Genomic DNA, 21970 nt, shown 5'->3' on the forward strand with positions numbered 1-21970 from the left:
TTCCTCCTTTATTATTCCTACTTCTCTTATCTTGCGCCCCAGCCCGGCTCCCTGGTCCTGTAAAGCATCTGGAGATCATTTTCCAGATAAACGGACGCGGCCAGGTTGGGATCGTAGTTTACGCAGTCCCCCTTATCCGGGCACAGGGGCAGGATCACAGCCTCCGGCAGACGGCTTAAGGTCAGGTTTCTGGCAAACTGCGCCCTGTATTCCGCCTCCAGCGCCAGCATGATATCCCTGGAATTGCGGATACAGCACGCGGAAAACTCAAACATGGCCTCGCGGCTGCAGTCCCTGATGGGCGGGAGCGTATACGGCAGAATCATGTTAATGGACGGCGTTAAGCCCGCCACCTTCACCGTATCGCGGCGGACCGTATCTCCGCCGATAAAGGGATACAGGGTCGATTCCACGAACCAGTAGCGCAGGTTGGGGATAAAGTACACACTGTCCACATCCACGCCTCTGGTGGCCATGGTATCGCGGCCGTAGCCGGAGATCATGCCCAAAATTACCTTCCGGATCTCGACGCCCTCTTCCTTCATCATCGGCTCCAGGGTGTCAAAGCGGCCTCCGCGGTGGAGAAGGTCGTCCACCAGGATCACAGGCCGGTCAAAGGATTTGATAGCCTTGATCTGGCTCGGCAGAGGCGAATAGCGGTGGAACGCCTCGATGGTATCTTTTTTCAGCTCCGGATCAAATACTTTATCCGTGTGAAGCGTCTTGGTAACCGTGTTTGGCACCACCTGTCCCCGCAGGATCTTTCCAAACGGCACGCACATATAGCGCCCGAGCTGGCGCGGATGAACCGGCTCCCTGGGCACCTCGTTTAAGGCTGTGATCTTATCCACCAGGCGGTGGTAGATGACGCTCGCCGAGAGGGAAAGCACAAGCTGGCCCGGATAGAGCCCGGTCATGGCCATCTGCAGCTCGTGGTGGGCTTTGCGCACCGCCTTCAGCACTCTCTCATTGCTGGAGAAGGGCTCCTTTAAGGTCGTCTCAAGATTCTGGACCAGCACAAGCGGGGCATGCATATCCACCAGGTATAAAAGGCCGTCGCTCTCGCACTCCGGCGCTTTGACAAAGCCCTGCCGCCGGATCGCGGACAGAACCCGTTCCGGGCATTCCCCGTCGCCGGCCATGAAAAGGGCGTAGCCGCACTTAAACGCAAAGGAGCGCGCGATGGCTTCCGTCAGAAGAAGCTGCTCCGCGTTGTAGATCATGGGATCCCGCTCCACATAGATACCGGAAATCAGGAGAATCTCGCCGTATGTGTGGCGGCGCACCTGATCCGCCAGCTCAACCTTCTTTAACACAGCGAACAGCTCATCCGGGCCTAAGTAACGGATGCGGGCAATACCCACCAGGCGGTTTTCGTCTACCGTGTTGCGCAGAAGCAGCAGCCGGTCGCCTGATGAGCGGATCGCGCTTATGCGCTTCTCCCTGTCGTCGTCCCCCTTTAACACACTCTCCCCGATCTCCTCCAGAAGCGCGTCGCCCGCTTCCTCCACCTCCTCAAAGGCAATGGCGCGGGCCCGGAAAATAGGCTTATACTCCGGCTCCCTTAAATACAGGCCGTTAAAATAGATATACTCCTGCACGGACGGGTCGATTAAGTTCGATATATCGCGGTTTAAGTCGATATTTTCACGGATCTTTGAGGAGCTGATATCTTCCAGATGGCCCGGAAGCTCCAGCTCGCACACCTTTCCTGTGATCCGCTCCATGATCTTCGGGTTGTATTTGTTGTCTGATTTCTTATCGCCCACGCGGCGGAAGGCGATGTGGTTCATGCTGTGGATCGAGTTCTCGCACGGCTCCTTTTTGTAGGAGGAGGCATTGGCAATCACATCGCTGCCCACCACCATGTAGACCTCCCTGCCCGCAAAGACCTCCTTAAGCCGCTTTAAATCAGCGGGGTTTGCGATATTGACCGGAATATCGTCCGGGAAAAGGCTGACATGGAATTCGTCCGCCACGGACATATTCACAATCTGACGGCGGATCAGGTGCGGCTGCGCCTTTTTGGACCAGGAGAATTCATCCACGGCCAGATACACCTCATAGCCCATGTCGCGGATCTCGCGCACGATCTCCTTGTGCGACAACGTGAACGGGTCAAAGGTGCCCGGGAAAAACGCGACCTTGTTTCTCCCGCTGATGGCAAACTCTCCCTGCGTCATGCGGTACTGGGTGATAAAGCGGCAGATGTTCGACAGCGCCGCCGCCCGGTAAAATGCCGTCAGCTCCTCGCCCTTATTCTCATTGAGAAGGAACAGGATTTTCTTAAAGCTCAAGGCAAAGATGTCGTTCTTCTGCAGGCAGTCAAGCCGCGAGGAGCCGAACACGGTCTGCCCCAGCACAAGCAGCGCTTCCTGGCGCACCGTCTCGCGGTAGTTGGCCAGGCCGCCGAGCAGCATGCCCAGAAGCTGGCCGCGGCGCTTCTCCCAGCGCTCCTGTGAATCGTTAAAGCGCTCTCTGTAGCACGGGTAGCACTCCAGGAGGATACCCACTGTATCCAGGGCCACGGACACAATCCGGTCATTGGGGCTGGCCATCAGGCCGCGCAGATAGGTCAGTATCTCCTCAAGCTGCTCCGGCGGAAGCCACAGGGCCGCCTCGCCCAGATACTGCGGGATATATTTGGAAAATTCATACTCGCCGACCTCTAAGCCCTTTAAGAGCTCGACCGCGATCTCATTTCTCTGATCCGGCGTGAGAAGGCCGATGATCCGCAATAGGGCATGCCCCGCGTCGTGGCGCACGATCACATTCTCGCTGACCTTTATAAGGTTCGAGAAATGGGCCGCGATATGGAGGATGTGCTCGTGCTTGCCATAGTCAATCTGATCCACCAGAAGCTTGATATTTACAGCCTTGATGATCCACGGCGTGGCGGATTTTAAGTTGTCAAGGAAGATATCGGACACCACGTCATGCTCGTAGAGCGCTTCCTGCTCTTTTTCTGTCTCATACCCCAGATTGGTCAGAACGCGGTACTTAAGGAATGTCATAGTGGTATTGCCCTTTACATCCGTCCCGCTCACGCGCTCCGCGATCGCTTTGCAGCAGGGATGCTCCGGCTTAAAGGCTGTGATCAGCTTAAAGGCGCGCCATGCGGCAATCCGCACCTCTTCCTCCTCGTTTCCGCTCTCAAAGAGGGCAAACTGCGCCACATTTTCCAGATCCGCGTCGTCAAATTTTTCAAACGGCATGAAATGCACGGAGTCAAGCAGCACAAACGCCTCGCCCGCCTCCCGCTCGCCCGGCTCCTCATACCGCCGGAGGAAGGCGTCCAGAAACTGCCTTAAATCCGCGGCCCCGGCATGCTCCACAACGGAGTCAAGCACATTTTTTAAATTGTAGCGGATCCGGCGTTTCTGCTGCATGGTGAGCTTGTGATCCGGACGGATGATCATATCCAGATACGTGTTCCACAGCTCCATCACCTTTTCCTCTGCGATATCCGGCATGCCGACCGGGCGCTCCTTGCGGTAGCCCGCGTTAAACTGCGCGATCACATTTCCCAGAAGCCGCGCGGCCTGGGCCCGGATATCGCCCTCGCGGTGCATCAGAAGCTCATAGAGAAAGCTTAATGTCTGCTCCTTCTGCTTGTCGTTCGTATAGGTAAAATACTCGGTGAAGATATTTAAATACGCGCGGACGTTCTTCCAGCTCTTCTCGCTCCTGGCAGCCTCCAGCAGGTTTCCGAACTGGCGTTCCGCTCCCATCTGATGCATGACGTCAATGTTGTGCTCGATGCCCATAAACACCAGGGACTCCACGGTCCGGGCCGCGTCGCGCAGGGAGATATCCGCCGGCGGCTCCGGCTTTGCCGGCCTGCCGTCCAGATTCACGTCCACTCCCAGGGAGCGCATGTAGTCCTCAAAATCGTGCAGCCTGGAATAGACAAAGCGGTAACGGTTATGCTTGGCCTCATCCACATTGTCAAGCTTGGACAGGATCACATTAAACGCCTCGTCCAGGTTGGAGATAAAGGTGATCTCCCGCCCGTCCTCCCCGCGGCTCTGCTTCACACGGAAATCGGCGTAGATCAGGACCAGGGACTCTACAGATAAATTCTCCGGCTCCAGATCCCACGTCGAGTGGTTGGCCGCGATGTGGCCGATGTACTCCATGGAATGGCTGTTAAACCACTGATTCGTATAATAATAGTGGAGATACGGCACGCGCTCATTGGGCTTGCACCCGAATTTGCCGATGTCATGCCCCGCCGCCGCGCCGGAGGTCAGGGTTAAATCAATGGGAACGCCGGCCGCGTACAGCCCTCTGGCCACGGTCATGGCCACATGATGCACGCCGGCGATGTGCTCCAGGGTCCGAAACGGCGTCACCTCCGCATTTAAGCGCATCATCTCATATACATATTCCCGCACAAAAATCTTCTTAAACTTTTTGTATTCCTCAAAGGACTCAAAGCGCTCCGCCTCCTCATCCGGCAAAAAGCCGAAATCATAGAGGGAGTCATATTTAAAAAGCCCCCGCTCCATATCGAAGAAATACTGGAGCACAGCCAGATAAAACTCCGCGCCCGACGCAAATCTGGCGTTTGCCTTCGTGAACTCCGGATCCGGGTACAGGATATGGCATACGTACTGATACGTAAACTTCATCCAGCCATCCTCCGGCTCCCGCCCCAAAAGCGCCAGCGGTTCCGCGCAGATCTCGTAAATCGTCCTGCAGGACACCCTTTTTTTCATCGGGATCAGGCGGGGAAGCTGTTCCTCCCAGTGTTCCCTGTTCATGAGCATCTGGATATGCTTCTTGCTCAAGCCGGAGCGATCCAGGAAGTCCTTCCCGGAAAGCCGCTCCGCCAGATCAGCGATGATCTGGCGTATCTGTTTCTTACTCATCCCACTCCTCCTCAGACGGCCGGAAAGCGAACATCCGGCCATAATATTTGTATTATTATACCACCGAGGCGGGCGCTCGCCAACTGTTTCTTGATTTCACTGTCCGCTATTCATACGTCACCCGCATAATAATCCCCTGCGGATAATCCCCGTACTTTCTGCCGAAAATATTCACTCCCCCCGCATATTTTGCATCTTCCTTCACCTCAATTTTCAGAGAAATGAAATGAGATGCGGCCAGACCCAAATCGTTGATTGTAATATCCGTGTTGCGGAGCTGTTCGTCTAAGTAGCTGCCCTCTTTTTTCACGGAAAAGGTTTTTAAAAGCCCGTACTGCGAGGAGCCGTTGGACCAGCCTGCGGGGGTGAGCTTTCCCCTTCTCGCGCCGAAGTCCCCGGGGCAGCGCCAGGTAACGGTTTCCCTGTTGTTGATGGAAATGGTGATATCCGACGGCCAGTCCTCGAGAAAGCCCGGCGCTTCGGAGCACATCTCGGCGCTGAAGGATATTTCCTTTAAGTCCAGCAGGGGGTTTATGAGGTTCGGAAAGCGGTATTCGATAAAGCCCTTTGTAAACCAGATGAGCTGCGCCCGGATCCTGCGCGGGGAGTAAAAGGTGACAACCGAATCAAAAGCACCTATGACGCCCTTTTCGTCCGCGATCCCGCATGTCGGCGCAACCTCGCAGTTAAAATAGTTGCCGATCGGCATTTCGATGGATACCGTCTTGTTGGACGAGTCCACCTCTTCATTAAACGCAGTCAGGCGGAAGGAGGTGAAGCTGCAGATACACACCCGCATAGAACCGTGCACCCCGGACTGGTTTTCCGTGATCACCAGCCTCGCCTCCTCCAGGGCCTTGATGTGCAGGGAGGTGGACGAAAGCGGCAGCTCTAAAAGCGCGGCGATCTCCTTTAAGGAGCGCGGCGTGTTTTTCAGTATGTTCAGTATTTTCAGGCGCACAGGGGAGGAAAGCGCCTTTCCGATCCGGGTGATCCAATCGTGGTGGGCCGGGTCGCCCAGATACAGTGAAATGTTTCGGTCCTGACTGATTCGGATATTATGTTTGGTTCGTTCTGACATCATGCGCCTCCTTTTTCGCAGCCATCCGGCGGGCTTTAAACCTGCGTTTTCACAATCATGGCAATATTTTTTCCTGCATGAAATTTTGCATTAACGCATCGCCTCTCTGACTTAAAGAAGCGCCCTTTGATGGTTTAGCCCGTCGTTTTGTTACATGTTTTATGAAATAAATATACAACAAAGCCAAAATGATGGCAATATTTTTGGCAAAATAATAGAAAAAAATAACAAAACAGATTTTGGTTATTGTCATTTTGGACAAACTGGTGTAACATCAACCATGTAATAAATATTGTTCGGGTTTACCGTTAAGGAGGAAACGTATTATGAAACGATTAATCACAGTTGCTATGTCCGGTTTGATGGCCCTGTCACTGACAGCCTGCGGAGGATCCGCCCAGGAGCCCGCCGCCGCGAAGCCGGAAACGCAGGCAGAGCAGGCCGGCGGTTCCGCAGGGGATGACAAGAGCGGCGGCAGCACGGCAGAGGGCGGCGACGCAGCGGGCGCCTCAGGCAATATCCTGGAGGGCAAGAAGGTCGGATTCTCCCAGACAGACAGCATGTCATCCTGGAGAACAACCGAGACGGACAGCATTAAGGAATACATCGAGGGCGCGGGCGGCGAATTCATTGTTAAGGATGCAGGCGGCGATATCGCCACACAGGAATCCGATATCCGCGATCTGGTGGCGGCAGGGGTTGATTTCCTTGTAGTTGCGCCGCTTGAGGACAACGGCCTTCAGGGCGCGCTCCAGGAAGCCATGGACTCGGAGATTCCCGTCATCCTGGTTGACCGCGCGATCGCCGGCGAGGCGGGAACCTACTACACCACGGCCATCATGTCTGATTTCGTCTGGGAAGGCGAGCAGTGCGCAAAGGCCCTGATGGAAGCTCTGCCGGACGGCGGAAATGTGGTTATCATCAACGGCGGCTATGACTCCTCCACTTCCACGGATCGCCAGAAGGGCTTTGTGGATGCGCTTGACACCTCCAAGTACGCCATCGTCGGCGAGCAGGACGGCGAGTGGCTGATGGATAAGGCGCAGTCTGTTATGGAGAACATCCTCCAGGCGCAGGGCGGCGAGAATATTGACGCCGTGTTCGCCGTTACGGACGATATGGTTCAGGGCGCGATGAACGCAATTACAGCCGCCGGCCTGACCCCCGGACAGGATATCCTCACTCTGGGCATCGACGGCACAAGGGCCGCCCTCGAGGCCGTAGAGGATGGAACACAGTTAGCCTCCTGTACATGCACGCCGTACTTTGGCGGGATTGTCCTTGACACCATCACCAAACTCATCAATGGCGAAGAGGTTCCGGAGCATATTGTAAATGAGGACACGCTTTATACGAAGGACAACGTAAACGTAGATCTTGGATTCTAATGACCCTGAAGTTTAAAATACGCGGGTAATCTAAAGGAACGCTGCAAAATGATTACTTTGCAGCGTTCTTTTTATACCTGTTTTCAGAAAGGAGCAGACTATGTCAGAGGTTTTGCTGGAGATTAAGGGCCTTGAAAAAACGTTTCCCGGAGTCCGGGCGTTAAAGGGCGTGAATCTTACGGTAGGCAAGGGGGAGGTCCATTCCCTGATGGGGGAAAACGGCGCCGGGAAATCGACACTCATCAAGGTATTGACAGGGATTTACCAGAAAAACGGAGGAACCATCCATTTTGACGGAAAAGAGATTGACTGCAAAACTCCGATCGAAGCAAACGAGGCAGGCATCTCCACCATTTACCAGGAATTAAACCTGGTGCTTTTTCAGACCGTTTATGAAAACCTGTTTCTGGGGCGGGAGCCGAAGAACAAGTTCGGATCCATTGACCGTGGCCAGATGGCGGGCGAGGCGTCGCGCATCCTCAAAGAGCTGGGGATTGACATTGACGTGACAAAGCCGCTGAGCAACTTCTCCACAGCCATCCAGCAGATGGTCGCCATCGCAAGGGCTGTCAGCATCAATGCCAAGCTTGTAATCATGGACGAGCCGACCTCATCGCTCGACAGGCAGGAAGTCTCTGTTTTATTCCGCATCATCCGGCAGCTGAAGGCAAAAGGCATCAGCGTGATCTTCATCAGCCACAAGCTGGATGAGATATTTGAAATCTGCGACCGCCTGACGGTTTTTAAGGACGGGGAATATGTAGGCGATTATGATATCGCTGATCTGAACCAGTTTAAGCTCATCTCCCTCATGGTCGGCAAGGATACCGTGACCTTAGAGCGCAATAAGGATGCGTATAGGTTTGCCTCAGAGCAGACCGTGGCGCAGGCCAGCGGGATTTACCAGGGGATGAGGCTCAATGGGATCAATGTTGACATCAAGCGCGGAGAGGTGCTGGGACTGGCGGGCCTTCTCGGCTCGGGACGAAGCGAGCTTGCCCAGGTGCTCTTTGGGACGCGCATACCGGACAAAGGGGACGTATTCTGGTTCGGCGAGCCGGCGCATATCCATAAGCCGGCGGACGCCATCAAAAAGGGCATGGGCTTCTGCACCGAGGACCGGAAGGTGGAAGGCATCATCCCGCATCTGTCAGTAAAGGAAAATATGACAATCGCGCTGCTTCCCAGGCTTCAGAAATTTGGCTTTGTGAAGAAAAAGGAGCAGGATGAGATTGTTAAGAAATATATTGAGCGCTTAAAGATCAAAACGCCAAACCCGGAGCAGGCCATCTGCAACCTAAGCGGCGGAAACCAGCAGAAGGTTCTTCTCGCCCGCTGGATGTGCATGAATCCCAAGCTCATGATCCTCGACGAGCCCACGCGCGGCATCGACGTAGGGGCCAAGGCCGAGATCGAGACGCTGATCCAGGAGCTCTCAGACAACGGGATCTCGGTTCTCATGATCTCGTCCGAGATCGCGGAGCTTGAGCGAAACTGCGACCGGGTGGTGGTCATGAGGGAAGGCCGGGCCGTCGGCGAGGTCATCAATGAGGACATCAACCAGAATAAGATTATGGAACTGATTGCAAAGGGAAGTGAAAGCGAGGGGAATACGCATGAGTAGAACAAAAGAAGATAATCTTGCTCTGATAAAGAAATACAGCGCGATCGCAATGCTGATTTTTTTCATATTGTTTAACTCTGTATTTACGCCGAACTTTTTCAGAATCGGAAATTTAAACAACATCATCACACAGATCTGCCCCACTATCCTCTGCGGCATGGGCATGACGCTCGTCATCTCAACAGGGGGCATTGACATTGCGGTCGGCTCTGTGATGGCGCTGGCCGGCGTTATGACCGCCCAGTTCATGCCTGGTATGGGCCTGTTTCCGGCCCTGATCCTCGCTGTGCTCGCCTCGGTCTTTGCAGGCTGCATCAGCGGCTTCTTTGTCGGGAGGCTTAAGCTCCAGGCCATGGTTATCACGCTCGGCATGCAGCTCGCGGTGCGCGGCGTTTCCCAGGTGCTCTGCGGCGGGCGCGATATCTACTTTAATAAGCTGGGGGAGGTCGGGAAGCAGCTCTCCGTGTGGGGCTCCTATAAAATCGGCGGCGTGATCCCTGTGCAGATTGTCCCCATCGTCCTCTCCGTCGCTGCCATATGGATCCTCGCGGAAAAGACTGTGCTCGGCCGTCAGATCCAGGCCGTGGGCGACAGCATGAAATCCAGCTCCCTGGCCGGAATCAATACAGCCATTACATTAATGTTCGTATACGGGCTGAGCGGCTTTCTGGCCGCGTTTGCCGGAATCTTCCAGGCGGCCAAGGTAACGGTGGCAGCCGGAAGCTCCCTGGGGCAGCTCGCCGAGCTGGACGCCATCGCGGCGGTCGTGATCGGCGGAACCCCTATGACCGGCGGCAAGGCGCATGTGCTCGGAACCGTGGTCGGCGCGCTCATCATGCAGATGATCACACTGACCTGCGTCATGAATAACATACCGGATCAGTACGCGCAGGTATTTAAGGCGCTCATCATCGTGGTTGCGGTATTTATCCAGAGAGAACAGGCCAAGTAGGAGGTGAAAGCGGTATGAAGACAGCAAAAAAGATCTATGATTCCTTTTATTCCAAAAGCACGGTTTTAGCATTTTTACTCCTGGTCATCGTCGCCAGCATCGTCTTTCGGGATAAAAATTTCCTGACATCGGCAAATGTATTCAACATTTTGCTCAAGGCGGCGAAAAACGGCGGCTTCCTGGCTCTCGGCATGACCTTTGTCATCCTCTGCGCGGAAATCGATCTGTCCGTGGGCGCGGTATTTGCCTTAAGCGGCGTTGTGATGGGCCTTGTCGGACAGGTAAATCCTGTGCTCGGCATCGCGGCCGGCATTCTCACCGGCGTTGTCTCCGGCTATCTGATCGGCTTTATGGTCGCCAAGATGCGCATTTCCTCGTGGATCGCCTCTCTGGCCATGATGTTTGCCTTAAGGGGCATGATCCTCATCCTGGCCAAGCAGTCCGTGAGCATCCCGGCCGGCATCATGACCTTCGCAGGGGCCAAGATCCTTCCCGGCTTCCTGGGCATGAAATCAGGTATTTCCATCCTGATTCCCATCCTGTTCCTGCTCACCTTCCTCTGCATGTACGCAGCCAAATATACGAAATTCGGCATGCGGCTCTACGCCGTCGGAGGAAACGGCGAGGCGGCCCGCATGATGGGCATTGACGTAGACCGCATCAAGATCGGCGCGTTCGTCTGCTCCGGCGCGATCGCCTCCCTCTCCGGCGTGCTCTTAGCCTCCAGCAGCGGAAGCGCTACCTTAAGCGCCGGCAACGTCTATGAGACATACGCCATTGCCATGTGCGCCATCGGCGGCGTCAAGCTCTCCGGCGGCGAAGGGAAATTCTCCGGAACCTTTTTCGGTATTTTAATCTACTTTATTATAAATACCATTTTTACCTATCTCCCTTCCGGAATTTCGGTACACTGGCAGTCGATCATCATGGGCCTTCTTGTGCTGGTTTCCGTGGGAGTCCAGTCCGAGGTGTTCCAGAGCCTTAAATTAAAGAAGAAGGCAGGTGACGCGGTATGATCCAATTGACAAGCCGATGGGCAAAAGACGTGGATAAAGACCACGCGCTCCCCGAATATCCCCGGCCGAACCTGGTTCGGGAAAGCTATTTCAACTTAAACGGAGAATGGGAATACTGCATCAGCCATTCCACGCACACAGAACACTACGACGGAACCATCCTCGTTCCCTTCTCTCCAGAGACGCTTCTCTCCGGAGTGCAGAAAATCGTACAGCCCGAGGATTACCTCCATTACCGCAAGCTCTTCCGGCTCCCGGAGGGCTTTGTAAAGGGACGCGTCCTGCTCCACTTCGGGGCCGTTGACCAGGAGTGCGAGGTGTTCCTGAATAAAAAACGCCTCGGCGGGCACAAGGGCGGCTACGTGAGCTTTTCCTTTGACATCACGGACGCGCTCTCTGAGGGCGACAATGTCCTCACCTTACGCGTAACGGACAAGACCGAAAAATCCCCCCATGCAAGGGGCAAGCAAAAGCTTGTAAAGCGCGGCAAATACGGCTCCCTCTTCTACACGCCCCAGAGCGGTATCTGGAAAACCGTATGGATCGAGAGCGTGCCAAAGCAGTATGTACGGGCGCTAAAAATCATGCCGCTGTTTGACGAGGAAGCGGTAGCGGTCACGGTGTTTGGAAATACGCCGGGCGAGGGCCGGAGCGCGGCCGGCGTCCATGTCCCTGAAGACGGTTCTGGCGGCTGCGCGGCCGGCGGCCATGATTTTGACGGCTGCGCGGCCGGCGGCTCTGATTTTGACGGCCGCGTGTCGATTACGGTTCTGGATCAGGGAAAGGCCGTCGCAAAGGCAGAGGCATCGGCGGGCCGGCGGGTGCGGATCCCGCTTCCGGGCTTCACATCCTGGAGCCCGAAAAACCCGCATCTGTATGATCTCCGGATCTCGTACGGCGAGGATCAGGTTTCCTCCTACTTCGGGATGAGGAAATACTCTGTCGGCCGGGATAAGGAGGGCATCCTGCGCTTCTTCCTGAACAATAAGCCGTACTTTTTCAACGGCGTCCTGGATCAGGGCTACTGGCCGGAAAGCCTGCTCACGCCTCCTACGGACGAGGCGCTTAAGTACGATATTATCAAGCTCAAGGAATACGGGTATAATACCATCCGCAAGCACATCAAGGTGGAGCCGGAGCGCTTTTATTACCACTGTGACCGAATCGGGATGGCGGTGTGGCAGGATATGCCAAACGGCGGCGGGGACTATAACATGGTCTTTGTCACTTACCTGACCAATGCCTTTGACTGGTTCGCCAGAGGAGTGAAAGACTGCCATTACCGCCTGTTTAAGAGGGAAGATAAGGAGGGACGCAGGCAGTATTATAAGGATCTCAAGGGCATGATCCGCGAGCTTTATAATTATCCGTGCATCGCGGTCTGGGTTCCCTTTAACGAGGGCTGGGGCCAGTTCGACGCCCGCAGGGCCACCAAGCTCATCCGCCGGCTGGATCCCTCGAGGCTGATCAACGAAGCCTGCGGCTGGTTCGACCAGAAGGGCGGCGATATGTACAGCATCCATAATTATGTGCATAAGCTCGCCGTGGAGCCGCAGCCCGACCGCGTCGTGGCTCTGACCGAATACGGCGGGTATGCCTACCCCATGGAAGGGCACCTCGCGTGCGAGAAGGAATTCGGGTATCAGAACTACCGTTCAAAGGAAGAGCTCACGGCCAATTATAAACGGCTGTGGGAGGAGGAAATCCTTCCGAATGTCGAACACGGGCTCAGCAGCGCGATCTATACGCAGACGAGCGATATCGAGGAGGAGATCAACGGCGTCATGACGTACGACCGGGATGAGGATAAGCTGCTCTCAGATGAGGTCGGGAAGCTGAATGAGCGGCTGTATGAATTGTTCCGCGAGGCGGCGGGAGAAGAGGCGGACGCTTAAGGGGGCCGCGATGTCCCGTATGAATGTGTGCAGTTGCGCTTCGGCTCAGAAAAAATACCAGTCTTCTGAGCCAAAGCGCGGTTGTGCCGGAGCTTCTATCGTATTTATATACAGATTTGGGGGACTGTACTGAGAGAGCCATTTTGTGGCTCTCTTTTGCTGTTTAGAATCTGTAATCGGCAAAGCTGCCAAAAGAGCATAGGCTTCAGGCTGTGCATGTGCTACAAAAGTGATTCGATAACCATTTATAACCGGATAACGTAACAGTTCAGATAACCTGAACTGTTACGGCATATGCCAATGAAAATCGCTTCGCGATGGGGCGGATGCCTGCTGCCGCTGCGTTTTCGTACGGTCAGCGCAGCAGGTGCGCAGACTTATCTGAACTGTTACCGGATAACATCAGAAGGCAACTGTCAGGAAAAATTTAACATTGACAAACCCACAGACATTCTGCATAATATAAATAATAATGATTATTACTATTATATAAGGAACCATTGCCTATGAAAACGTTAAAATACAGCCGTCAGAGGGAGTTTATCAAAACAAGCCTGATGGGACGTCAGGATCACCCGACTGCGGATGCCCTGTATACTGCCATCCGGAAGCAGTGCCCTACGATCAGCCTTGGAACCGTGTACCGGAATCTGAACCTCCTGGTCGAGCTGGGGGAGATACAGAAGATTTCCTGCGGCGGCGGGACAGATCATTTTGATTATAATACATCCCCGCATTATCATTTTGTGTGCAAAAGGTGCGGACAGATCGCGGATATCCCCATGAAAACCATCTGCAATCTGGAGGCCATGGCGGGACAGTATGTCTCCGGGAGGATTGACGGGCATACGATCTGCTTTTATGGGGTGTGCGGGGAGTGTGAGGAGGGGAAAAAAGGAAACGATGAGATTGCCGGCCGATAGTACAGCGTGTTTGAAAATTGCTTTCTGGTAGCTGTGCGTGCTGCTTTGTGGGAGTTTTGCGCCAAATGAACGCGGCGCAGCGGACTGCGTTAAGTAAATCTGGCACAAATATACCGCGAAGTGGGGCGTGCAGATGCCAGGAATGAATTTTCAAACACGCTCTAGAGCGCCAGATTGCCAGTAAACATAATCTTGCAGTAATCCTCCTTTTTGCTGTGCATAACCGCCAGCCCCTCCCTGAGCTGTTCCGATATAAAGTGATGGGAAATCAACCGCGCGGGAGCGGCACGGCGCTTTTCCAGCCTTTTTATTGCATAATTCCAGTCATCTGTGCCTCTTTTGTAAATGAGGAATTCCATGTGCCCATAACGGTTAGAGCGTGTTTGAAAAATCATTCCCGCCATCTGCACGCCCCACTTTGCGGCATATTTGTGCCAAATTCACTTAACGCAGCCCACTGCGCCGCGTTCATTTGGCCCAAATCTCCCACAAAGCGGAACGCACATCTGGCAGAAAGCATTTTTCAAACACGCTCTAGCTGATTTCTGAGAATTCTCCAATAACTGTCCTTTTCAAATGTCATATCCGAACAGGGATTGCCCGCAAATACCACATTTCCTGCCGGTCCCGTTCTGGCGGGAGCCTGCTTAGCCGTAATTTCGGCAGGCAATTTCTGTCGGATTTCTGCGTATGTTCCACCAGACCGGATGATATATAAAGCGAATACACAATAAAATAGAGAAATGGCGCCAGGCCCTGTCCAAACACACAGCCTGGCATCATTTTATTTTTCTAACCGTTCCTTACCTTTGCCGCGCAGGCGCCCGGGCAGGCCCTGTAAAAAATGATAATAATTACTAATTTATATAAAGACATTTTTATAAAATCGTATTGACAAGCAGATAAAACTGTGGTATTTTAATATCAGTAATCATTCTTGATTTAAAGATTACACCCGAACATGTTTCTGACACATTTTCAATAAAAAAGGAGAGAATTATAATGAAAAAATTCGTATGTACCGTATGTGGCTATGTTCATGAAGGCGACGCAGCTCCGGAGAAATGTCCGGTATGTAACGCGCCTGCTTCCAAGTTCCAGGAGCAGTCTTCTGAGATGAGCTGGGCCGCTGAACACGTGGTAGGCGTTGCGCAGGGCGTGAGCGAGGATATCCTGGCGGATTTAAGAGCCAACTACGAGGGAGAGTGCAAGGAAGTCGGCATGTACCTGGCTATGGCGAGAGTCGCTCACAGAGAAGGCTATCCGGAGATCGGTTTATACTGGGAGAAGGCCGCTTACGAAGAGGCGGAGCATGCCGCAAAGTTCGCTGAGCTCCTCGGCGAGGTTGTTACGGACAGCACGAAGAAGAACCTTGAGATGCGCGTAGAGGCTGAGAACGGCGCTACAGCCGGTAAGTTTGACCTCGCAAAGCGTGCGAAAGCCGCTAACCTGGATGCGATCCATGACACCGTTCATGAGATGGCAAGGGATGAGGCGAGACACGGCAAGGCGTTTGCAGGTCTGCTGAAGAGATACTTTGGCTAATTAATACGCCTGTTTTTAAAGGATTCTGAAGATAAAGGGAATGAATCAGAGATGGTTTGTTCCCTTTTTGATTGTTCTTTTGTTGTACCTTGCCATTTAGGATAAATTCCTATTTTCAAGCTCTTTTTGACATTTCCAATTTTACATCTTACTGCAGCTCTATAATAACTTGTCTGGAATCCTCTGCTGCTTTAATAATGCTGTCAAATCAGAATATCCAAAAACATAGGCAGCAGTATTTTTATTTATTCAGAAAAACCTTTGTGTAACCAATTACTTATGATCTTATTTCCATTTTGAGGATAGGCAGATCCCGTCTTTCGTGATATGCTTCTTTTATCACATTCAACAGGAGGATGAACATTATGGAATTAACGATAACACATTTTCTGATTGTCTGCCCGCTGGTTTTTGTCGCGGGCCTGATAGACGCCATCGCGGGGGGCGGCGGGCTGATTTCCCTGCCTGCTTATATCATATCCGGGCTTCCGGTGCATTTTGCGATTGGCACGAACAAGATGAGCTCCAGTATGGGGACTGCGATCGCCGCATGGAGATTTGCTAAAAACGGATATATTGTCTGGAAACCGGCCCTTATCTGCTCGGCCTGCGCCCTGTTTGCCTCCGCGACGGGAGCGCGCCTGGGGCTTTTGCTGGATGACGCTGTGTTTAAAAAGCTGCTTCTCATCATTCTGCCTTTAACTGCCTTTTACATATTCCGGTGTAAATCGCTGGAAACGGATCAGGAGCCCTGGCCGCAGCAGAAAACGCTGCTGTTCAGTATAGGGATCACCTTCGTGATTGGGGTATACGACGGCTTTTACGGCCCCGGTACCGGTACCTTTTTAATCCTTCTCCTGACCGGGGTGGCGCATATGAAGCTCAAAGAAGCAAACGGGATCGCAAAGGCTATCAATCTCACGACAAATATTTCCAGTTTGTCTGTGCTTTTACTGTACGGAAAGGTGATCCTTCCTCTGGGGCTTTCGGCAGGTCTGTTCAGTATCGCCGGAAATTATATCGGAACCCGCTTTTTTGACCGGGGCGGCGCAAGACTTGTACGGCCTGTCATCCTGCTTGTGCTTGTGATCTTCTTTATCAAGGTCCTGACAGAAGTATTATAGGAAAGCCGAGGGAGGATCCTCTGATCCCTGAGGCTGAGTTTGACTCTGCTGTTTCCCGTTGAGCGTGTTTGAAACATGCTTTCCCGGACAACATACAGATATGCCGGCCGCGCCTGATCTGAATCGGAGCGCGGCCGGCATATCTGCTTTCTAAAACTTTGCTGTAATTATGTTTTCAGTTTTAATTAACGAATAACTGCGTCCAGTAATGTACCCCTGAGCTGCTCTGTACATGGCCTACGCCGATTGATGTAAAGGCGCTGTCCAGAATATTGGCCCTGTGCCCTGCGCTGTTCATCCAGTCATTCATCACCTGCTGCGGCGTCGCCTGCCCGTATGCGATATTTTCCCCTGACTTACGGTAGTTTGCCCCGGCCTGCGTAAGCGCTGTGCTGAAGCTGCTGCCGTCGGGCCTTGTATGGGAAAAGGAGCGCTGTATCTCATTGGCGCGGACTGCCGCTGCGGACGCGGCGCGCGTATCGATGGACAGAGGCGATAAGCCGGCTTTCGCGCGCTCTGCATTGACCAGTTCCACAACCTCAAGCGCGAAGCTGTCCATGCCGCTCTCTTCATTCTCATCCGGCTTCTGCGGCTGATCGGGCTGCTCCGGTTTTTCCGGCTTATTCGGCTGGCCCGGCTTTTCTGTGTCTCCCGGCTTATTCGGCTGGCCCGGCTTTTCTGCGTCCCCCGGCTTCTCCGGCTTCACGCCCTGATCCGGGGCTTCCGGCTGGCCCGGAAGCCCCGTCCCCGGGTTTCCATTATTCCCGGGCGCATAATTCGGAAGGATGATACCTGTTAAGTGATTGGTTTCCGGCGCGCCGCCGATCTCCCCCGCACAGTCCGCAAACCCGCATCCCGCGCTGTTTTTGCCAAACGGCAGGCTCCCGAATGAAAATCCAAAGGGCGCGATATCGCCCTCCGCGCAGCCATTTGAGCCGCAGTTATTCTGACCGCCGCAGCCTCTCTGATCTGCGCAGTCATTCTGGCCTGCGCAGTCATCCGCTCCCCGCACATTTCCCACAGCCAGGCAGCTCCCGTCTCCATAGCTTCCCAACCCGCCGCAATTTCCATTATACCCGCCAAATCCATTACAGCTTCCGCCCGCCGCCAGACCTGTCATGGGAATGCTGAATGTTGTAAATGCGGCAGCCGCAATCGCACAAAATGACCATCTCTTCATTACATTATCCTCCTATGTTACATAAATATTACATATCTGTTACAAAGTGATTGTATCATATTTCCATAGGAAAAAATACAGGGAATGGCTGGCACGATATCCTGCGATTTACAGATCAGGGATAATCCGCATGTTCCGGCTGTCTGCTGCCTGTGCCCGCATAAAAACACCTCGCATCCGGATAGTGTATGAACCAAACCATGATACCAGGGTCAAAAGGCCTGAAATCCGATGCAGGCTCGCTTGGATGAGGATTTTTGAACCCGGGCCCGCCAAAAACATGAAAAAGGAGCCCGATCAGGGCGGATTTTGAATGTTTTTGAGGATTGCGGGAGCACAAAGTGCGGAGCAATCCGGTATCAAAGGGGTCAAAAGACCTTTGGACCCCGACATCATGCCATAGACAGGAATCGCGGATGTGGTTACGGACAGCGGGATGAATGTACGCCGAATACAGCCGGCATGGCCCCGCCACACCGGCTGTATCGATGTTTTCCACACACTCCTTATTCCTGCAGATTCAAAAGCGTTATCACAATATTCTCCGCCCCTGTCTCTGTCTTGCGCTTCACGATATCTTCGATCTGCGCCCGCTGCGGATCCGTGATGCTGGCTGCATTGATCACCACATCCACCTTCCCGTCCGTGATGCTGACCACCGGATCGGCGAAGCCCTTGGCCATCAGCAGGGTTTCCGCCGCATTCTCCTTTTCCGCGATGGCGGTCAGATTCATCATGCTCTGGACAGCCGCCTCTCTGGACGCTGCGTCCACGCTCTCGTTGTTGATGATCTCATTGAGCGTTTCCTTGCTCTTGGCCCGGATCTGCTCGCGGCTGAGCTGAACATTGGCGATGTACTCTGTCACGCTGGTTCCGCCTGTCAGGATCGCCTCCCCGGGGTTATCCATCACAGCGCTTCCTTCGCCTGCGTCTGAACCTGTCAGAGCCGCGTCTCCCTCCTGCGGATCGTCCAGGCTCGCGATCTCCGTGTATTCGCCTCCATTTGCCGACGCGTCCTCAGCCTGCGCTCCGTATGTACCGCCGTCTGCCGCATCCTGCGAAAGCTGCGCCCCGCCTGATACCATCTGGTTCTCTGCCAGGATATCCTCGTCGGAGATCTCCATAGCGCCCGCCTCATATACCTCGCCGCCGGCCACTTCCTTCTTTCCCGAATAATTTAAGTATCCGGCAGCCGCAATCATGATGGCAAGTGTCGTAATAATAATCTGGTTTCTGCGAAAGAGTCGTTTCATCTTCATACGCTGCATGCTCCTTTATTCCACCCGCTTTAATACTTTTATTTTATGTGCGGGAATGCCAAATAATGCTACCATTGCCTCAGAAATTTCCGCTTTGACCTGCGCGCTCCCTCCCCCCTGGGCGCTTATGACGATGCCGGCGATCTCCGGCAGAAGCTCCTTTTCAATCACCGGATCGCCGCCGGAGCCATCGCTTTTCGCAAGAAGCGCGCTCTCCTTTATATCCTCCGTGAGCGCCGTCCGCGTTCCCCCCGCGCTGTCCTTTTCCTCCGTGGACGAGCGGCTTTTATCCTTATCCACATGGATCACCTTTTCCTTGGAAGAGCGGAGTGTTATCATGACGTCCACCTCCCCGACTCCGTCCACATGGCGCAGTATTTCCCGCACGCGCTCCTCTAATTCCTGCTCATAGAGCCGCTCCGCATCCTGGCTTCCCCGCGCCGCGCCTCCGGACGGGCCGGATACGCCCTCCATGGCCCCGTCTCCCCCTGTCTCCTCCTCCGGATCGCCGATTGGCGCCAAAGCAGCCGCCTCCCTGGCTTTTCTCTCCCCGCTGCCCGCCGGGACGGACAGGATCAGAAGAAACAGCCCGCACACCAGAAGGAACAGCCACCGTTCCTTTCCCTGAACCCATTCCTTCTTAATTTTCAAGCCTGATTTCCACATAGTTTTCCTCCACCTGATAATAATCCGCTATCTCCCGGCGAAGCCTGAAGACGGCCTCCATATCGTTTATCCGCATGGCCGGAGCGCCCGCCGCCTGCCCGAAAGGCCCGTCCCCCTCCCCGTTTTCCACGGCGGCGTTTTCCCCTTCCGTTTTATTTTCCCGGCCGGACGCGCCCTGTTTCCCCGCTCCTGCCGGCTCCAGAGTGACTGTCTGCACAGGCGCAATCCGTATTTCTCCTTTCTCCCCATCACGGGTATATGCCGAAGGCCCGTCCTGCGCCGCGCCGTCCGCCGTCGCCTCCCCGGGCTGCATGTCCCTGTTTAAAAGCCGCACCTCAATCCTCTCGATCGTTCCAAAGCCGGCGCGCCCGGGATCCCGCGCCAGCCTTACGCGCGCGCTCCCTACGGCCAGCCCTTCCCGTTCAGCCAGGCGGATCAGCTCCTCGTTCGCCTTTGCCTCGTACTCGTCAAACAGCCGATCCATGCGCTTTTGTTCAATCTCCCCCAGATGTTCGGAAAATTCACCGATCTCATATTCAAAGGAGACCGAACGAAACAGGGCGTCAAGCCGTTCTTCCAGGCCAAGCCCCCCGGTCACGGGCTTAAGCACAAGCAGAATCAGCACGCAGCCTGCAAACAGGCGCAGATATTTTTCATATTTGCCGGACGGAAGAAGGCTCATAACCGCCGAGGTAAAGATAAGGTAACACACGATGCTGCTGAGCCATTCCTTCATTCCTGCCATCCGCCCCACACTCCTCTCTCTGTTTTTCAACACGCCCCGGCGCGCTTCGTTTTACCCTGCAAAATATACGGCGTTGGCGGACATACAGATAATGGCCAGCGACAGGCCAAACAGGAGCAGCGCGGTCCCGGACATGGAGAGCAGAAGCCAGCAGCCGTTTCCCACGCCGTTTATACATGACGCCATACGCTTATCACAGACCGGCTGCAGGATAGCCGCCGCCGCGCGGTAGAAGAAGCAGAGCGCCAGAAGCTTTATCAGAGGCGCAAGGGACAGCATCACAAGAACCAGCACGGCCGCCGCTCCCATCGTATTTTTCAAAAGCACGCCCGCTCCCAGAAGCATCTGCGAGACAGCCCCGGCACCGCCCCCGAGCCCCGGAACTGCGCTGATGATCCGCCGGATAGACGCATTTTTCAGGGAATCCGCATATGGGATTACCATATTTTGCAGCATCTGAAAGCCCAATATCACCCCGGCCGCAGATTTAAGGCCCCACCGGATCGCCGTTTCCAGAAGCTCTGTCAGGCGTGAAAACAGATTTTCCTTTAAAAGACAGCCCGCCAGGATGAAGAGGATGTAAACCCGGATCAAGGGCATGGTAAGCCTTACAAAGGCCCACTCGGCAAGCCCGATGGAAAACAGCATCCACCCATAGCCTGCCGCGGCGCTTAAGCTTCCCCCTGCAAATGAGACTGCGGCGAAATACGAGGGCACAAGAGCCCGTACAAATTCAAATATGTCTGAGAGCAGCCCCCCGGCCACGGATATTGCCTCCAGAAAGCTGGCCGCCAGGAAGGTAAACATCAGCAGATACGTAACATAAAAGCCAGTCTCCGCAATCTGGCTGTTAGAAAAAACGCCGCAGAAATTTGCAAACAGGGCCCCTGCAAGCCCCAGAGCCAGGACCTGTCCCAGAAGGGAACCTCCATTTTCAATCTCCGCAAACAGGCTGTCCCGCGCAAGCGCCATGCACTGACGGAACGCTCCGGAAAAATCACCCTGCAGCAGAGTCCCCAAAAGCCCCTTAAAGGTCACGGATTCTGTCTGCGTCTGCTGTTTCAGGAAATATTCAACCGGGGCCAGGTCGAGTTCCCCGATAAGGCTCTCAATCTCTGTCTGTCCCGGATCGCCCCGGGACGCTCCGCCGCCTGGATCGCCCGCTTCCCCGCCGTCCGCCTCCTCCCATCCGCTTTCCCCGGCCCCTTTGCCCCGGACATCCATGGCAAAACAGGGACGCGCGCCGGCTTTCATCATCAGGAGTAAAAGGAACACGGCAGAGATGACCCTCACACACACCCTGCTCATACAAAAAAGTCCTCCAGCGTTTCCAGAAGGGCCAGAAGCACCGGCATGCTGAGCGCCAGAATCGAAAGCCTGGCAAAAATCTCAATCTGGGTTCCCATAGCCCCATACCCTGCGTCCCGGCAGATTCCCGAGGCAAACTCTGCGATATACGTAATCCCGGCCATTTTTAAAAGAGTGGTTAAGTATACATGATTCAGGCGTATGTATTCCTCAATCCGGCGCGCCGTATCAAGGATGATCCGCAGCTTTCCCGCCCCATAGAAAAACAGTAAAAGCCCCGCCGCCATGACAATGTAAATCCCGTATTCCCCGCCTTTTCCTTTTAACTGGACGGCCAGCAGCACGGCTGAAAGCCCCAGAACCGAAGCTGTAATAATGCTCATCCCGCAC

At 54.3% G+C, this 21970-nt stretch carries 17 protein-coding genes and 3 pseudogenes; 10 read left to right on the forward strand and 10 right to left on the reverse strand.

Annotation, left to right across the window (positions count from 1 at the left end; genetic code table 11):
• Window positions 1-26 precede the first annotated feature (26 nt).
• Complete coding sequence (locus NFS31_RS09895; RefSeq protein WP_251494219.1) at window positions 27-4874, reverse strand: nicotinate-nicotinamide nucleotide adenylyltransferase; 4848 nt, start codon at window positions 4872-4874, stop codon at window positions 27-29.
• A 106-nt stretch (window positions 4875-4980) separates the two neighbouring features.
• Window positions 4981-5955: an ArsR/SmtB family transcription factor gene (locus NFS31_RS09900; protein ID WP_251494222.1), complete on the reverse strand. Its 975-nt coding sequence runs from the start codon at window positions 5953-5955 to the stop codon at window positions 4981-4983.
• A gap of 326 nt (window positions 5956-6281) precedes the next feature.
• On the opposite strand from NFS31_RS09900, the gene NFS31_RS09905 reads away from it, so the two are divergent.
• The 6 genes from NFS31_RS09905 (at window position 6282) to NFS31_RS09930 (ending at window position 13753) form a co-directional block, all read left to right on the forward strand.
• Window positions 6282-7343 (forward strand): ABC transporter substrate-binding protein, encoded by a 1062-nt coding sequence (locus NFS31_RS09905; protein ID WP_251494225.1) that lies wholly within the window; start codon window positions 6282-6284, stop codon window positions 7341-7343.
• A gap of 100 nt (window positions 7344-7443) precedes the next feature.
• Window positions 7444-8967, forward strand: coding sequence for a sugar ABC transporter ATP-binding protein (locus NFS31_RS09910; RefSeq protein ID WP_251494228.1), 1524 nt, complete (start codon window positions 7444-7446; stop codon window positions 8965-8967).
• A complete protein-coding gene (locus tag NFS31_RS09915; protein WP_251494231.1) occupies window positions 8960-9919 on the forward strand; it encodes an ABC transporter permease in 960 nt (319 codons plus the stop codon). Before NFS31_RS09910 ends, NFS31_RS09915 begins: the two co-directional genes overlap by 8 nt.
• A gap of 14 nt (window positions 9920-9933) precedes the next feature.
• Window positions 9934-10935: an ABC transporter permease gene (locus tag NFS31_RS09920; RefSeq protein WP_251494234.1), complete on the forward strand. Its 1002-nt coding sequence runs from the start codon at window positions 9934-9936 to the stop codon at window positions 10933-10935.
• On the forward strand, window positions 10932-12830 hold the full coding sequence (locus NFS31_RS09925) for a glycoside hydrolase family 2 protein (RefSeq protein ID WP_251494239.1): 1899 nt from the start codon (window positions 10932-10934) through the stop codon (window positions 12828-12830). Before NFS31_RS09920 ends, NFS31_RS09925 begins: the two co-directional genes overlap by 4 nt.
• 506 nt (window positions 12831-13336) lie before the next feature.
• Complete coding sequence (locus NFS31_RS09930) at window positions 13337-13753, forward strand: Fur family transcriptional regulator (protein WP_251494243.1); 417 nt, start codon at window positions 13337-13339, stop codon at window positions 13751-13753.
• A 13-nt stretch (window positions 13754-13766) separates the two neighbouring features.
• On the opposite strand, the pseudogene NFS31_RS28290 reads toward NFS31_RS09930, so the two are convergent.
• Window positions 13767-13907 (reverse strand): annotated as a pseudogene (locus NFS31_RS28290) (DUF6783 domain-containing protein); the annotation flags it as partial.
• Between NFS31_RS28290 and NFS31_RS27615 the strand changes: the two are divergent.
• Window positions 13887-13937 (forward strand): hypothetical protein, encoded by a 51-nt coding sequence (locus tag NFS31_RS27615; protein WP_334303075.1) that lies wholly within the window; start codon window positions 13887-13889, stop codon window positions 13935-13937. The pseudogene NFS31_RS28290 and the gene NFS31_RS27615 overlap by 21 nt on opposite strands.
• Here the strand turns inward: NFS31_RS27615 and NFS31_RS27065 are convergent.
• Window positions 13915-14220, reverse strand: a pseudogene (locus NFS31_RS27065) (DUF6783 domain-containing protein); the annotation flags it as partial. The gene NFS31_RS27615 and the pseudogene NFS31_RS27065 sit on opposite strands and share 23 nt — an antisense overlap.
• On the opposite strand from NFS31_RS27065, the pseudogene NFS31_RS27620 reads away from it, so the two are divergent.
• From NFS31_RS27620 to NFS31_RS09945, 3 genes and pseudogenes are all read left to right on the forward strand, one after another.
• A pseudogene (locus NFS31_RS27620) lies at window positions 14197-14295 on the forward strand (DUF6783 domain-containing protein); the annotation flags it as partial. The pseudogenes NFS31_RS27065 and NFS31_RS27620 sit on opposite strands and share 24 nt — an antisense overlap.
• 460 nt (window positions 14296-14755) lie before the next feature.
• Window positions 14756-15298, forward strand: a complete 543-nt coding sequence (locus NFS31_RS09940) for an NADH peroxidase (RefSeq protein WP_251494249.1) — start codon at window positions 14756-14758, stop codon at window positions 15296-15298.
• Window positions 15299-15663: 365 nt separating this feature from the next.
• Window positions 15664-16422, forward strand: coding sequence for a sulfite exporter TauE/SafE family protein (locus tag NFS31_RS09945; RefSeq protein WP_251494252.1), 759 nt, complete (start codon window positions 15664-15666; stop codon window positions 16420-16422).
• A 181-nt stretch (window positions 16423-16603) separates the two neighbouring features.
• Here NFS31_RS09945 and NFS31_RS28295 read toward each other — a convergent pair whose 3' ends face one another.
• The 6 genes from NFS31_RS28295 to NFS31_RS09975 all read right to left on the reverse strand — a co-directional run bounded on the left by NFS31_RS28295 (window position 16604) and on the right by NFS31_RS09975 (window position 21963).
• Complete coding sequence (locus tag NFS31_RS28295) at window positions 16604-17602, reverse strand: CAP domain-containing protein (protein WP_251494255.1); 999 nt, start codon at window positions 17600-17602, stop codon at window positions 16604-16606.
• A 506-nt stretch (window positions 17603-18108) separates the two neighbouring features.
• Window positions 18109-18861, reverse strand: coding sequence for a SpoIIIAH-like family protein (locus NFS31_RS09955; protein WP_251494258.1), 753 nt, complete (start codon window positions 18859-18861; stop codon window positions 18109-18111).
• A gap of 15 nt (window positions 18862-18876) precedes the next feature.
• Window positions 18877-19527 carry a stage III sporulation protein AG gene (locus tag NFS31_RS09960; protein ID WP_251494260.1) on the reverse strand — a complete coding sequence of 217 codons (651 nt, stop codon included), beginning with the start codon at window positions 19525-19527 and terminating at the stop codon, window positions 18877-18879.
• Window positions 19502-20272 carry a stage III sporulation protein AF gene (locus tag NFS31_RS09965; protein WP_251494263.1) on the reverse strand — a complete coding sequence of 257 codons (771 nt, stop codon included), beginning with the start codon at window positions 20270-20272 and terminating at the stop codon, window positions 19502-19504. The genes NFS31_RS09960 and NFS31_RS09965 overlap by 26 nt, the downstream gene beginning before the upstream one ends.
• A 51-nt stretch (window positions 20273-20323) precedes the next feature.
• Window positions 20324-21580, reverse strand: a complete 1257-nt coding sequence (locus NFS31_RS09970; protein WP_251494266.1) for a stage III sporulation protein AE — start codon at window positions 21578-21580, stop codon at window positions 20324-20326.
• Window positions 21577-21963: a SpoIIIAC/SpoIIIAD family protein gene (locus NFS31_RS09975; protein WP_251494269.1), complete on the reverse strand. Its 387-nt coding sequence runs from the start codon at window positions 21961-21963 to the stop codon at window positions 21577-21579. Before NFS31_RS09975 ends, NFS31_RS09970 begins: the two co-directional genes overlap by 4 nt.
• Window positions 21964-21970 lie beyond the last annotated feature (7 nt).

The organism is Otoolea muris, assembly GCF_943193115.1.
GTDB lineage: Bacteria > Bacillota > Clostridia > Lachnospirales > Lachnospiraceae > Otoolea > Otoolea muris.